This is a genomic window from Ferruginibacter paludis, from assembly GCF_030409685.1.
GTDB lineage: Bacteria > Bacteroidota > Bacteroidia > Chitinophagales > Chitinophagaceae > Ferruginibacter > Ferruginibacter paludis.
This window is the reverse complement of record NZ_JAUFQJ010000004.1, coordinates 892,532-907,666: the sequence shown is the minus strand read 5'-3', so window position 1 is coordinate 907,666 and position 15,135 is coordinate 892,532. Positions and strand designations below refer to the sequence as shown.

Below are 15,135 nucleotides of genomic sequence, written 5' to 3'. Positions count from 1 at the left end.
GTAGGTAGCTGCCATATTCATTTGAAACCCGATCATGTATTTGATCGGGTTTTTTTATGCACATAACTGCTTTGGGAAGCATCCGCTTCTCTTCCTTAACTCTTCTAACACAAACAATTCAACACCTTCTCCTCTGCTGCAATTTTTTTAGTCTTAGTCTGTCGTCAATAAAACATCTATAAAGCTGCCATGAAATACAACTGTACAAGTGTACGACGCATATGAAGTACCACAAAGCTGCTTTGCGAGGAGTGAAAAATAGACATTCTTGCTAATGCCACTCAATTATTTATTTGATTTCTATTTTTCAGATTGGCTCGTTTTAGCATAATTTCAATAGCTGCTTAAATAATACTTTTAAATTTAGATGATGCAACTGACCAATGGCAAAAATGTTTCTTTCCGATTGCTTGATAGGAACGACCGGCAAAGACTATATGACTACCTCAATCAGCTTTCTGCTGAAAGTAAATCAAGATTTGGACCTCATGATTTTGATAGTAAAACAACAATCGAAATTTGTGATAACCTTTGCGGAGACACCATTTATTTTATCGCTGAAGATTCAGACAATAATATCATCGCCTACATGCTTTTGAAAAAAGGAACGCTGGATGCCGATAGAAGTCGCTATGATGAATACAATATTTATTTTGATGAAAATCTAACGGCCACCTATGCTCCATCTGTTGCGGATGAGTGGCAAAATACAGGCGTGGGTACTGCCATGTTTCAGCATATTCTGTTGTATCTTAAAAATTGCGGTTACAAAAATCTTGTCCTTTGGGGCGGAGTACAAACACTCAATCAACGGGCGATTCATTTTTATAGTAAGCATCATTTCAAGCAGGCCGGTTCATTTTGGTACCAGGGAAAAGACAATTTGGATATGTTCCTGGATTTATAAAAACAGCTACAGCATTTCAAGAGATGTCCATTTCTTAATTCGAATGCAGTGTTATTCAGCGCCTAAAAATATTTTTTAAAAAGGGATGCTTTATCTTTATCAAAACTTGTCACAAGCATAGAAAGCAGCAATTTTTTATGCAGCAGTGAAATCAGGTTATGCTTTCACTTATCATCTAAAAAATTTCCACTGGATTAAATAAATACATAAAAAATGATTAAAGACGCAAGTACAGAAGAAATAGAACAGGCAATGAATGCTGCATGGGCAGCCTTTCATGAGTATCGCAAATTGCCGTTGAAAAGCAGGGCTGATTTTATGAGGGCCATTGCCGTGGAACTGGAAAATTGTGGTGATGCGCTGATAGAAACAGCCATGCGTGAAACCAATTTACCCGAAGCAAGATTGCGTGGAGAAAGAGGAAGAACGATTTTTCAATTAAACAGTTATGCGGAAGCCTGCGAAAAAGGCGATTGGCTGGGAGCAAGCATAGATACTGCTATACCGGATAAGGTACCACCAAAACCAGACATCAGGAAAATGCTGGTGCCGCTCGGGCCTGTCGTTGTATTTGGAGCCAGCAATTTTCCCTTCGCTTACTCAACTGCGGGCGGTGATACGGCAACTGCTTTTGCAGCCGGTTGCCCGGTGATTGTAAAAGGACATCCTGCACATATCCAAACTTCTGAAATTGTTGCCAGGGCAATTTTAGTTGCAGCAGATAAATGCAACATGCCCAAAGGAATTTTTGCGCATATCCATGGCGCAAGTTTTGAAACTGGCAAAGCATTGGTAACTCATCCGCATACAAAAGCTGTAGGCTTCACAGGTTCATATGGCGGTGGTAAACAATTGTTCGACTGGGGTAATCAACGCAAGGAACCAATTCCTGTTTTTGCAGAAATGGGCAGTGTTAACCCAGTGTTTTTATTACCAGAAAAATTGAAAGCATCAGCCACCGAAATTGCACAGCAATATGCAGGTTCCATCACGCTTGGTGTGGGTCAATTTTGCACTAACCCGGGACTAATATTTGGTATTGAAAGCGAAGCCCTGCAATTGTTTATACAAGAGTTAGGCACTGCCATTCAAAAAGTTTTGCCAGCGCCAATGTTACATCCCGGCATTGCAGCAGCCTATACAAAAAACAAAACGACTGCATTACAACAGGATGCTGTAGAACTTATAGCAGAATCTGCTACAGCAGTAAAAGAAAACGAAGGCGTACCGACAGTAGCTTCAGCAACAGGTGAAACATTTTTAAAGAATCCATTGCTGCACCAGGAAGTTTTCGGGCCTTATTCTTTGGTAATCCGTTGCAGGGATATGGAGGAAATGATAGCAGTAGCGCAACACCTGGAAGGACAACTCACTTCAACATTAATGGCTACTGATGCTGATATTACCAGCAGCGAAGTGTTAGTGGAAGCAGTAAAAAATATTTGCGGAAGATTTATTTTAAACAGTGTTCCAACAGGTGTGGAAGTTTGTTTAAGCATGCATCATGGCGGACCTTTTCCTGCCTGTACCGATTCAAGATTTACTTCTGTTGGTGCAGATGGTATTAAACGTTTTGCAAGACCCATTGCCTTTCAAAATTGGAACAACCAGTTGTTACCCGATGAATTAAAAAATGAGAATCCCCTGGGTATCTGGCGAACTGTAAATAATGAATTGACTAAATCAGCACTCTGATTAAACAGACACAGATAGTTGGCTGGTTTGTTTACCGGATAAATAAACCAGCCAACCTGTAATGGCTGTGGCCAGAATAAAATACAGCACTAAAAAATTACTGATCCAGGGGAATAGTTTATTTGCACCAAACCAATCTCCGAAGTAAACAACGAATCCAATGCCTGCCAATGCGGTTATCGTCTCCCAAACAACGGCATATTTGTTTCCATCCATCAGTTCGGAATAAGCGTACACATACAAAAAAATAAAAGCGCCATACAAGAACATTTGCGGACTTCCAATTTTTGCAATGTTGCCAAATAAATAGCTAACCAATAAAAGCAGCACAATCAGCTGAATCCATACCCAGGCACTCAATACAGTGGAAGTATTTTTAGCATGGTACTTTTCAAAATTGTATACATCTTCAATTTTATTAACCGGGTGCAAAGCCGCTACATCAGCGGGTCTCCAGCCGGTTGGCATGAACCAGATGCGTAATTTATCTTTGAAACTTTTGGTATGCCAGGCGTCTTTCATCAATAACCACATGTGCTGAAAATTGATCCTGATGGGGTTCCAGGTTTGAGCCGGTCTGGTTATGCCGTACACCGGTTTTACATCCGGCAGTTCTTCCTGGAAAGTACCAAACAACTTGTCCCAAAAAATAAATATTTGCGAATAATTCTTATCAATGTATTCTTTGTTGATGGCATGATGCACGCGGTGATGTGAAGGGGTAACTAAAATATATTCCAGAACCCCCATTTTGTTGATGTGCTGCGTATGATACCAAAACTGGGCAAACAAATGGATGGGCGCTACGGTAGCAATAACCACAGGCGGTACGCCCAGCAATGCTGCCGGTATCAATAAAAAGGCGAATAATCGTACAAAAGTTGAAATGCTCTGGCGCAACGCACAGGCTAAATTAAACTCTTCGCTGCTGTGATGAATGATATGGCTGTTCCAGAAAAAATTAATTTTATGATCGATGCGGTGCACCCAGTAACCGGCAAAATCCAATACAATAAAAGCAATCAGTATGGTGACCCAGGTTGATTGAACATGATAAATAGCGACCCTGTTTACCAGCCATTCGTAACTTAAAACAGCAATGCTTAAGCCCAGTACATCTTTAGTAACATTGGTCACGCCTGAACTTAAACTGGAAACCATGTCCATGTTAGGTACAGTGTCTTTACCTTTCAGGTAGCCGTACCATTTTTCCAGCAAAACCAGCAGCAAGAAAACCGGCATCGCAATAAGCAGAATTTTTCCATACTGTTCCATAGTATAAATCTACAAAACTTAACAACCTTGTCAAATTTTAAAACTTTCGCGAAGTTTGATTAATTTGAACTATTGTTTCCGCAAAAACAGCGGCTATCTTACGGCATGAAATGCTGACTGAAGTGTACTTACAAAAAGTAAAAATATCTATATGAAAAAAAATGTTCTATTAACTGCGATTCTTTTTCAATCTGTTGTTGCCCTGGCGCAAACGGGCCTTGATAAAATTGAATTTGTCAATTTCTCCAAAGTCAATATTACGGATGATTTCTGGAAACCGAAGATTGATAAAGTGGCTACCGTAACCATTCCGGTATGTATTGATCAGACAGAAGTGAAGACACCCCGCATTAGAAACTTTGAAAAAGTAGCCCGCAAAAAAGGCGAAAAACACGAAGGTATTTTTTACGATGACAGTGATGTATTTAAAGCATTGGAAGCCATGGCCTATTCTTTAAAAACGCATCCCAATGCGGCCGTAGAAGCCAAGGCGGATGAGTGGATTGACAAGATTGCAGCAGCCCAGCAACCCGACGGTTACCTGAATACTTTCTACACGTTGAACGAACCCCAAAATCGCTATACCGACATGAGCATGCATGAAGACTACAATGCAGGCCACATGATAGAAGCTGCAGTAGCCTATTACAATGTAACAGGCAAAAGGAAATTTTTAGACGTGGTGATTAAATGGGCCAACCATTTTGATGGCCTGTTTGGCCCCTCAAAAAAACATTGGGTAACCGGGCACGAAGAACTTGAACTGGCGTTGGTTAAATTGTATAAGGTGACCAACGATGAAAAATATTTAAAGTTATCGAACTGGCTGCTGGAAGAACGTGGACACGGTTATGCAAAAGGCTATACCTGGACAGACTGGAAAGACACTGGCTATGCCCAGGATTTAAAACCATTAAAAGACCAGACAGAAATTACAGGTCATGCAGTAAGAGCGATGTACCTGTATTCCGGAGCGGCGGATGTGGCGGCACTTACCGGCAACAATGATTACCTGAAAGCGATGAAAAATGTTTGGGAAGATGTCGTGTTCAGGAACATGTATATCACCGGCGGTATTGGCAGCAGCGGCGGAAATGAAGGCTTTAGCAACGATTATGACTTGCCGAATGAGAACGCTTACTGTGAAACCTGCGCCAGCGTGGGAATGGTTTTCTGGAACCAGCGCATGAATGCATTGACGGGTGAAAGCATGTACATGGATGTACTGGAAAAGAGTTTATACAATGGTGCTTTGGATGGCTTATCATTGGAGGGTGATCATTTTTTTTATGGCAATCCCCTGGCTTCTTATGGCAAAAATAGCCGTCGGGAATGGTTTGGCACGGCCTGTTGCCCGGCTAATATTGCCAGGCTGGTGGCATCCCTGGGTAATTATATTTATGCGCAGAATAATAACAATATCTGGATCAATCTATTTGTCGGCAGTAACACAACTATTGCGTTGCCAAAAGGAAACGTGGATGTTAAAATGGAGACCGGCTATCCATGGAGTGGCAATGTAAAGCTTCAATTGAATGCACCAAAAAAATTAAAGTATGCATTGCACATTCGTATACCCGGATGGGCGAGGGGTATACCAGCACCAGGAGGTTTGTATCATTTTGCAGATAGTAGTCCGTCTACATTAACCATTAAAATAAATGGGGTGCCTGCTGCATATACCGAAGAAAAAGGCTATGCTGTTATCAACAGGGAATGGAAAAAAAATGATGTAGTGGAAGTAGAAATTCCCATGGAGATTAAGAAAATTATTTCAAGGGATGAGTTGAAGCAAAATAATGACCGCGTTGCTCTACAACGTGGCCCGCTGGTATATTGTTTTGAGGGAGCAGATAACAATGGTAAGGCATGGAATATCATTGTGCCCGATAAAGCTTCCTTCGCAACAGAAGCGTACATTGTAAAAAATGAAAAGGTAATTGCCCTGGATGCTATGCTGCCAGTGGTTAATATCAACGCGGAAGGTACTTCCTTAAACACGACCGAACAAAAAGTAACTGCTATACCTTATTATACATGGTGCAACAGGGGTAGTAACCAAATGCAGGTTTGGCTGCCAACCAAAATGAAAGATGTGAAAATTAATAATCAGTAAGTCGCCGATTTTTCCAAGAAACAAGCGGTGAATTTTTAGCGTTTGTACATAAAGAATAGATAGTTTTTTGTTCAACAATAAATTACTTTATGAAAGATATCACCATCATCGGCGGCGGTATTATTGGCTTGTGCAGTGCGTATTATTTACAAAAAGAAGGATACAAAGTAAATTTGATTGAAAGGGGCGACCTAAGTGATGGCTGTTCATTCGGAAACATGGGCTATATATCGCCCAGCCACTTTGTGCCGCTGGCAAGTCCGGGCATTATCTCACAAGGACTAAAATGGATGCTCAGTCCCACTTCTCCTTTTTATATCAAACCAAGGCTGAACCTCGATTTAATGAGGTGGGGATATCATTTCTGGAAAAGCAGTACAGCCGAAATGGTGCAGCAAAATGGCCCGCATTTAATTGATATTTTACAAGTGAGCCGGAGGCTGATGTTTGATTTAAAAAATGATATTGGCGATACGTTTGAGATGGAAGATAAGGGCTGCCTGATGATGTGCAGGCAACAAAAAACATTGGACCATGAATTTCACCTGGCGGATGAAGCAGAAAAATATGGGTTAAAAGTAGAACGCTTAAGCCGCCAGGGCGTGCAGCAATTAGAGCCGGATGTTGAACTGGACGTTGCAGGAGCCGTGTTATTTAAAGATGACTGTCATTTGAATCCGGGAAAGTTAATGGTTGCTTTAAAAAATTATCTTGAAAAATCCGGCGTAGTGTTTCATCTTAATACAACCGTCACCGGTTTTGAAAAAGTAAATAATGCCATCACTACCATCATTACTGATAAGGGCGCATTTCATTGCAGTGAGCTTGTGCTGGCTACCGGGAGCTGGCTTCCGGTTGTCGCTAAAATGATGGGCATACGTTTACTGCTACAACCAGGAAAGGGATACAGCCACACCTATGAGCACGTTGAAAATAACGTGCGATATCCAGCTATACTGGTAGATGGAAGATGCGCTATTACGCCGTGGGGACAACAATTAAGAATCGGTGGTACTATGGAAATAAGCGGCATCAATAATAACGTTTTGATGAACAGGATGCAGGGAGTGTATGATTCTGCAAAAAGATTTTACCCGGGTTTAAAAATTGATTTTCCTCCCGCAGATAAAATATGGCATGGGTTAAGACCAGTAACACCAGATGGTATGCCTTATATTGACAGAACTGAACAATACAACAATGTAATCATCGCGGGCGGCCATGCAATGCTGGGCATATCCGAAGCTACAGGAACAGGCAAGCTGGTAACAGATTTGATCCAGCATAAAACTAGTGATATTGATGTAAGTGCATTCAGACTCAATCGATTTTAAAATGCTCAAAAAATGTAACGGCCAATGATTGTCATTGGCCGTTACATTTAAAAGTGAAATCAATATAATAAATTATTAGTCTTTTTTAGGAGCAATCACAGGTACCGCTTTTTCCCTGATGAGTTTGTTTAATTCCACCACATCAACATCCATCAATTTTTTTAATTTTTTGAGCTGAAGATCAGCCATGGCACTCAGGTCGGTATAAGCTTGTTTTACCTGTTGTGTAGGTGCATTGTAACCGCTGTTGGCATAATCAAACAAGCCACCGATTTTATCGTTTAAACGAATAGGATAATTCAAAACATCCTGCCCGCTTTTGGATTTTGTTTGATACAACGCTTCTTCAATTACGGTTAATTGTTTGTTGATGGTATCACCTTTCTCTTTTATTTCTTTTGGCAAATCTTTTCCCTGGCGTTCTGCGAAACCATTGATTTGCGTACGCATATCCCGGATATTTTTAATGGCTTTTTGTATCTCGCTGAATTTATCCCGGATGGTGATCAACGTATTAAACTGGTCTTCATAATCCTGCTGCGTTATTTTGTAGGTTGGGTTTGCAAGAATAGTAAAAGGTACTTCTGCCGAATCCTTATTCACCTTTACTTTTGCAAAATACTTTCCCGGTGCGGCTTTGGGGCCACCAACCGAACCATTCCATAAAATCATCCCATCTATTTTTTCGGCTTCCGGATAACTCATATTCCATACAAACTGGTTCATGCCTTTGTTGATTTCTATCTGGTCTTTTTTCTCTTTTGCATCTGTCGCAAATGTTTTGATCTCTTTTTTATTTTTATCGAGTATGGTGACACTCCCTTTCACGCTGTCAGCAATTTCTTTTACATAAAAATTGATAACCGAACCATTGGCTGGATTAGTGCCGGCATTTTTTGCGTTGGCGTTTACGGATCCGTCACGGCGATAAGCATCATTCACAGGCAATAAATAAAAATTGTTATTCACGGCGGCTGCGTCGAACTGCTGCACCGGCGTAAGGTCGTCAATACTCCAGAAGGCACGGCCCTGTGTGGCAACAATTAAATCATTGTTTTTTATTGTAAGATCAGTTATTGGAACAATGGGCAAGTTGAGTTGAAATGGCCGCCAGTTAGCCCCATCATTGTAACTGATGTACATGCCATATTCTGTACCAGCATATAATAACCCTGCACGTTTTTTATCGGCACGGATTGTTCTGGCAAAATGCATGGCCGGTATACCATTGGTAATTTCCTTCCAGGTTTTACCGTAATCTTCCGTCTTAAAAATATAGGGTTTAAAGTCGTCCAGTTTATATTTTGTGCCAACTATATAGGCTGCACCTTTTTTAAAAGGATCAGCATCAATGCAATTCCACATCATCCATTTGCCTGCCGTTGGTGGTGTAACTTCTGACCAGTTTTTGCCACCGTCTTTACTTACATTGACACGACCATCATCACTGCCTGTCCACAATAAATCTTTTTCATAAGGACTTTCTATGGCAGTAAAAATGGTGCAATAATATTCTACGGATGTATTATCCTGCGTAATAGGACCGCCGCTGCTGCGCTGCTTTGTAGTATCATTGGTGGTAAGATCAGGGCTGATCATTTCCCAGGTTTGTCCTTCGTTTTCTGTTACAAATAAATTTTGCGCACATACATACAAGCGTTTAGGATTATGCGGTGAAAAGAAAATAGGAAAGTTCCATTGAAAGCGATATTTCATAGTGATTACGCCAGCACCCATCGGATTATCAGGATACACGCTAATGGCCCTGTTCTCGCCCGTTTTATGATCATACCGGCTCAGGTATCCATCATAGTTACCGCCATAAACAACATCGGGGTTCAAAGGATCAGCCACAACGTAGCCGCTTTCCGCACCGGCTGTCGGGCTCCAGTCTGCAGTGGTTATCTGGTCGCCATCACTGGCACTTAATATTCTTACCGTACTGTTATCCTGCTGTGCACCCAGTATGCGGTAAGGAAAATGATTGTCTGTGGAAACTCTGTAGAACTGGGCGGTTGGCTGGTTTTCATAAGTGCTCCAGTTGGCACCTGCATCAAAGCTAACCTGTGCGCCGCCATCATCCGCCACAATCATCCGGTTGGCATCTTCAGGGTCAATCCAAAGGTCATGGTGATCACCATGAGGCGTGTTGATGGATTGTTTAAATGTTTTGCCCCCATCCGTACTGCGGTACATTCCTACGTTCAATGCATAGATAACATCTTCATTTTTTGGATCAGCAAAAATTTTGCTGAAGTACCATGCCCGTTGGCAGATATTGGCATCATCCGTTTGTTTTTCCCAGGTATTGCCACCATCATCACTCCGGTACAATCCCCGGCTCTTGCATTCGATCAAAGCATATATTCGTTCCGGATTGACGGCGCTCACCGTAATACCAATATTACCGATAATTTCTTTTTTGGGCATTCCTTTTTTATCCATCAGGTTTATCCAGGTTTCTCCGCCGTCAGTACTCTTCCACAGGCCACTTCCGGGGCCTCCGCTTTCCAGGCTGTAGGGTGTGCGGCGGATGTTCCAGGTACTTGCATACAATACATTCGGATTACCCGGTTCCATCACCAGTTCGGCCGCACCTGCATTGGCATTGGCAAATAAAACTTTGCGCCAGGTTTTGCCACCATCCATTGTTTTATACACACCACGATCTTCGCTTGGGCCAAACAAATGTCCAATCACAGCAACCCAAACTATATCCGGGTTTTTAGGATGAATAACAATGCGGCCGATGTGCCGGGTATTTTTCAGGCCAATATTTTTCCAGCTACGGCCACCATCCTCACTTTTCCATAACCCATTTGTGCCTTCGCTTACATTACCCCTTAATGTATTCTCGCCTTCTCCTACATATAAAATACTTTCATCACTGGGCGCTACTGCTACTGCTCCAATGCTGCCACCAAAACTTTTATCGCTTATATTTTTCCAGTTGCTGCCGCCATCGGTTGTTTTCCAAACACCACCGCCTACAGCACCAAAGAAAAACGTGTTTTTATTTTTATAGCTGCCTGCCACGGTTCCACTGCGGCCTCCTCTGAAGGGGCCAACCAGCCTGTATTTAACTTTTCCAAACAAAACAGAATCGGTAGCTGCTAAAGATGTTTTTTCTTTTTGTGCTGATGCAAAAAATACAACCAGCATTGCTGTAAGAGAAAGCAGTAGTTTCATGAAAAATGATTTTTTGAAATTGGAAATTACAACAAAGCATTGAAACTTATTTTTTGTGTTGATGAATGAAAATTGTTTGCAGGATACTCTTTGTGAGGCTTGGATATAAAGAGGAAGAAGCAAATATTAAGCAAATCAAGTTATTCTATTTTTTCTTAACGCTTCAGGCTTGGTTTTTAAAAATGATCTTCAAATATTGTAATCCGAAAATATCCTTCAGGATGGATGCTGACGAATATCAGTATAAGATAGTTTTTAGAATGCTTGCTATTTTACGAATAAACACATATGTTTGTAATCATGCTTCGGTTATTTTATTTAGTCTTGCTTTTTGCCTATTTGCAACTGATGAAATTATAAGAATCTTATCCTTCTAAAAAAACCAAATAAACTTCAACAGTTTTTGAAAAACCTGATAGCAATCATCTTCAGCCAAGTCTGAAAATACTTACTGCTTAAACAATCTCTTTGTAAAATTTTTGTTCTTATTATTCTAGTTAATTAACGGTTGATCTTTTTTAGTCTTCGATTGCTGATTTCCTTCCTGTTTAAAACCAAACTCCTCCTCTTAATTCTTTCTGATAGCTAATAGAAAAATTCTGAAAGCAGTTTGCTGCCGGTCCTGGTTTGACGGGCATGAACAAATCTATGTTTATGTAAGCCTGTTTGAATTTACTTCAATTCAATCTGTTTATAAACATGAATGTGCCAAGTACTTGCAACACGGTTTACTTAACAATTAAAAATAGTTTTTTAATAAATTCTTTATTGGATAAATCACCACCTGCATATTATACTATTCCAACTCCTATTTACTCCATCACCAATACCAGAAGAACTACTCTAATTGGACTTTATTAATCATTTAAAAATTTAAATTTATGAGAGTTTTAAACAGTACACCCCAACAATTTTTACAGCAGCAAAAGCCTTTTTTTACACTTTTCGATGCTTTAAAAAAGCGAAGTATTTTCAGTGCAAATAATATTATTTACACAAGACTATTTCTTTTAATGACTTTGTTTGTTTTTTCAGGTTTTATTGCTGCCTTTGGGCAAGTATCCAAAAACTATCAACACTGGGCTGATGGTGATGCTGCAACGGGTTCTACAGCTACCTGGCAGGGGGATATTCTGAATGCGAATAAGTCAGATTATTTTGAAGGGGAAGTGATCCCGCATGTTTATGCAATCCCTGCCTCCAATAATAAACCTTTTGTTCAAAATCAGTTTTATACTTTTACGATTGTTTACAATTATTACCAAAGCACGAACAATGCCGGCGGGTTTGCTTACATAACTACCTATAACGCCAGCCGTGCGGCTACTACATTGCCGGGCACATCATCAACGATTGTACAGGATAATACCTACACAGGCTCAATTGCCGGCTCTTTTTATAGAACTGCCAATGCAGATATTACAGCCGTATCAGCACCGGTTACCTCAACCGGTGGCAACAAAGATCAGATGGTAACTGTAACCTTTAAATATACAGGCGCAACCACAACAAGTGGTTATGTAGTTATTTATTACGGTCTCTACATTGCGACGCCTGGTCAGGTTCCTAGCTTTGGAGGCACTAATCCAACGAAGGGTGCTAGTGCCTGGTCAGGAGGTTCTTTACAAACTACCGTTACTTCTGATTTTAGCGGAGCATTGTCCATACAATTGGCTCCCTCCGCAATTATTCCCGGAACAATCAGTGGATTGAAGTACCAAGATTTAAATAAAAACGCTACAAGGGATAATGGCGAACCTGTATTATCAGGATGGACTATCTTCCTTGACAATAATAATAATGGCACATTGGATGCCGGTGAAACATCAACTACCACCGCTACAGATGGTACTTATTCTTTTTCAGTAACACCAGATGCAAACAAGAGCACATCAACAAATGATCCTTATATTGTTAGGGAAGTTCTGAAGAGCGGCTGGACGCAAACCCAACCAGCTACAGGGTCTTATTCCGTTACCATTACGTCACTAGCTCCTATAGCAGCCAATAAGGACTTTGGCAACTTTACCTGTATCAATCCATCTACACCGACAGCAGACTTAACACAACCAACCTGTGCATTAGCAACAGGAACTATTTCAGTGACAGCTCCAACAGGGATGGCTTCCTATACAGTTACAGGAACTAACCCGGTGGTAGCTGCCGTTACACATGCAGGAACAAGTTTTGCGGGACTAAGTCCTGGTGTATATGATGTAACAGCAACCAATTCAGTCGGATGTACTTCTGCTGCTTTAAGTGTAACCATCAATGCGCAACCTGCAACTCCGGCGACTCCAACAATTACATCGGTAGCACCTACCTGTTCAGCAGCAGGAAGCAGTACAATAAGTAATTATAGTGCATCGAATACTTACGCATTTACTCCGTCAGGACCATCAGTTGATGCAGGAGGATTAATTAGCGGCATGACCGTTGGAACCTCTTATACAGTGACATCAAATAACGGAAGTTGTACTTCAGCAGCATCTGCACCATTCAGTAATGCAGCGATGTTGGCAACTCCGGCGGCTCCAACAATAACATCGGTACCAGCTACGTGTTCAGCAGCAGGAAGCAGTACAATAAGCAATTTTAGTGCATCGAACACTTATGTATTTACGCCGTCAGGACCATCAGTTGGTACAGGAGGATTAATTAGCGGTATGACCGTTGGAACCTCCTATACAGTGACATCAAATAACGGAAGTTGTACTTCATTAGCATCAGCATCATTCAGTAATGCAGCGAATTTGGCAAGTCCTACCTTTAAGGTTTGCGTCGTTCAGCCTACACTTTGTTCAACCGGTAGTCTCACAATAAATGCTACTGGAGGAACCGGATTTCTGTATACAATTGACGGCACAGACCCAACTGCTAGCAACACAAGCAATGTTTTTACCAATCTCGGTGTTGGGTCAGTAACAACCATTAAGGTTAAAAACTCTGACGGTTGTAGCGCCGCTCCTGTTAATTGTGCTGATATTGTATCTGATTGTTCGGGTGCCAGATTAGCAAACAATACCACTACTGCTAAAACCGCTGACATTACAGAAAAGCAAACCACTATAAAAGCTTATCCAAATCCATTTAGCGATAAGGTAAAGTTTGTGGTAACTTCTCCAGTTTCAGGTACCGGTAATTTAGAAGTGTACAACACGATGGGACAGAAAATTAAAACTGTTTACGCAGGTTTAATTACTGCGGGCTCACACAATTTTGAATTGAGTTTGCCAGTTAAAAATGCAGGTAGCCTTATATATATATTAAGAATTGGGGATAAAAAAATGACAGGAACATTATTACAGATGAACAGGTGATTTCCGTAGTGTTCTAATAAAAAAGCCGTCTCAAAAGGACGGTTTTTTTATTATCCAACAATACAATTGGCCATAATTTTTATCATGTAAAACCGGGAAAATATTTTTCTTCCAATAATTTTTCAAAACAAACCACTTACACAATGCTTACCTGATGGTAGCAAAACATTTATTTTCTAAACCGGCGATTTCTCTTTTTCGTCTCACGCTAAAGTCATACTTTTCAATAATAATTTACAGCATGTATTTATTAAAACGTTTACACCTGTTCAAAGGCCTGTTCTTCGCCTTGTTGTTGCTGGGTGGTTTAATGCTGGTGGGCACTGCCGGTTATATGCTTATTGAAAAATATAATTTTTTAGAAGCTCTCTACATGACTGTCATTACCGTAGCTTCAGTAGGATTTAATGAAGTAAAGCCATTAAGCAACGGTGGACGTATTTTCACTATCTTACTCATCCTGATTAACCTGGGATTATTTACCTATTTTATCACCTGGCTCTCACGGTATTTTTCCGACCTTGAACTTGTAAAAAAATTTAAAAGAATTAACATGGATAATAAAATTGATCATTTAAATAATCATGTTATTATATGCGGCTTTGGCCGTAATGGTAAAGAAAGTGCACAGATATTGTTCAATAACAAAATACCCTTTGTTGTGGTAGAAGAAAAGAAGGAACCAGATACAGCACTTGGCTTTGAAGTTAAACATTATCTGAAAGGCGATGCCACGAAAGATGAAGTACTGATAGAAGCAGGCATAAACAAAGCAAGGGCTTTAATTTCCTCCTTGCCGGTAGATGCAGATAATTTATTTGTTGTACTCTCTGCCAAACAGCTTAATCCCAACATTACAATCATCAGCCGTGCATCACAGGATTCATCTGTAAATAAATTGAAAATTGCAGGCGCCAGTAACGTGATTATGCCTGATAAAATAGGCGGGGCTCATATGGCTACACTCATTATGCTGCCCGATGTGGCTGAATTGCTGTCAATGATGAGTACAAAAAACAACACCCAGTTCAGGGTAGCGGAATTAAAGGCAACAAAAACAATCTCACTGAATGACCTTGACTTGTGGAAGAAAACCAACTGCACCATTCTGGGAATTAAGGAAGGAAATAATTATATCATGAATCCTCCGGCAGCATTTCAAGTTCATGCAGCGCTAAGTATCATTGTAATGGGCAGTGATGAACAGATTGAGCAGGCAAAGGAAATTATTTAGTATATAAATTATTTTATCAGATGGCTGTTCTTCGTTTCCATAAAAGATCCCATTGCGGGATACAT

8 protein-coding genes are annotated in these 15,135 nt (G+C 40.6%); 6 read left to right on the top strand and 2 right to left on the bottom strand.

Annotated features, from left to right (window positions below):
• The first annotated feature begins 367 nt into the window (after positions 1–367).
• Both QWZ08_RS09370 and QWZ08_RS09365 read left to right on the top strand, forming a co-directional pair.
• Positions 368–907, top strand: a complete 540-nt coding sequence (locus tag QWZ08_RS09370; RefSeq protein WP_290337134.1) for a GNAT family N-acetyltransferase — start codon at positions 368–370, stop codon at positions 905–907.
• 213 nt (positions 908–1,120) lie between these two features.
• Complete coding sequence (locus QWZ08_RS09365; RefSeq protein WP_290337133.1) at positions 1,121–2,602, top strand: aldehyde dehydrogenase (NADP(+)); 1,482 nt, start codon at positions 1,121–1,123, stop codon at positions 2,600–2,602.
• On the opposite strand, the gene QWZ08_RS09360 is transcribed toward QWZ08_RS09365, so the two are convergent.
• Positions 2,603–3,877 carry a sterol desaturase family protein gene (locus QWZ08_RS09360; RefSeq protein WP_290337132.1) on the bottom strand — a complete coding sequence of 425 codons (1,275 nt, stop codon included), beginning with the start codon at positions 3,875–3,877 and terminating at the stop codon, positions 2,603–2,605.
• Positions 3,878–4,028: 151 nt separating this feature from the next.
• Here QWZ08_RS09360 and QWZ08_RS09355 point away from each other — a divergent pair, with 151 nt between their 5' ends.
• Together QWZ08_RS09355 and QWZ08_RS09350 are read left to right on the top strand one after the other, a co-directional pair.
• Positions 4,029–5,993 carry a glycoside hydrolase family 127 protein gene (locus QWZ08_RS09355; protein ID WP_290337131.1) on the top strand — a complete coding sequence of 655 codons (1,965 nt, stop codon included), beginning with the start codon at positions 4,029–4,031 and terminating at the stop codon, positions 5,991–5,993.
• Between the two features lie 89 nt (positions 5,994–6,082).
• On the top strand, positions 6,083–7,327 hold the full coding sequence (locus QWZ08_RS09350) for an NAD(P)/FAD-dependent oxidoreductase (protein WP_290337130.1): 1,245 nt from the start codon (positions 6,083–6,085) through the stop codon (positions 7,325–7,327).
• Between the two features lie 75 nt (positions 7,328–7,402).
• Here QWZ08_RS09350 and QWZ08_RS09345 read toward each other — a convergent pair whose 3' ends face one another.
• Positions 7,403–10,516: a VPS10 domain-containing protein gene (locus tag QWZ08_RS09345; RefSeq protein WP_290337129.1), complete on the bottom strand. Its 3,114-nt coding sequence runs from the start codon at positions 10,514–10,516 to the stop codon at positions 7,403–7,405.
• An 881-nt stretch (positions 10,517–11,397) separates the two neighbouring features.
• Here QWZ08_RS09345 and QWZ08_RS09340 point away from each other — a divergent pair.
• Both QWZ08_RS09340 and QWZ08_RS09335 read left to right on the top strand, forming a co-directional pair.
• Positions 11,398–13,836 (top strand): T9SS type A sorting domain-containing protein, encoded by a 2,439-nt coding sequence (locus tag QWZ08_RS09340; protein WP_290337128.1) that lies wholly within the window; start codon positions 11,398–11,400, stop codon positions 13,834–13,836.
• A gap of 241 nt (positions 13,837–14,077) precedes the next feature.
• Positions 14,078–15,070: a potassium channel family protein gene (locus tag QWZ08_RS09335; protein ID WP_290337127.1), complete on the top strand. Its 993-nt coding sequence runs from the start codon at positions 14,078–14,080 to the stop codon at positions 15,068–15,070.
• Positions 15,071–15,135 lie beyond the last annotated feature (65 nt).

Excerpts from the sequence above, each read along its gene's own strand:
- QWZ08_RS09365 (WP_290337133.1), top strand. The coding sequence starts at position 1,121 with ATGATTAAAGACGCAAGTACAGAAGAAATAGAACAGGCAATGAATGCT.
- QWZ08_RS09350 (WP_290337130.1), top strand. The coding sequence starts at position 6,083 with ATGAAAGATATCACCATCATCGGCGGCGGTATTATTGGCTTGTGCAGT.
- QWZ08_RS09345 (WP_290337129.1), bottom strand. The coding sequence starts at position 10,516 with ATGAAACTACTGCTTTCTCTTACAGCAATGCTGGTTGTATTTTTTGCA.
- QWZ08_RS09370 (WP_290337134.1), top strand. The coding sequence starts at position 368 with ATGATGCAACTGACCAATGGCAAAAATGTTTCTTTCCGATTGCTTGAT.
- QWZ08_RS09340 (WP_290337128.1), top strand. The coding sequence starts at position 11,398 with ATGAGAGTTTTAAACAGTACACCCCAACAATTTTTACAGCAGCAAAAG.
- QWZ08_RS09335 (WP_290337127.1), top strand. The coding sequence starts at position 14,078 with ATGTATTTATTAAAACGTTTACACCTGTTCAAAGGCCTGTTCTTCGCC.
- QWZ08_RS09355 (WP_290337131.1), top strand. The coding sequence starts at position 4,029 with ATGAAAAAAAATGTTCTATTAACTGCGATTCTTTTTCAATCTGTTGTT.
- QWZ08_RS09360 (WP_290337132.1), bottom strand. The coding sequence starts at position 3,877 with ATGGAACAGTATGGAAAAATTCTGCTTATTGCGATGCCGGTTTTCTTG.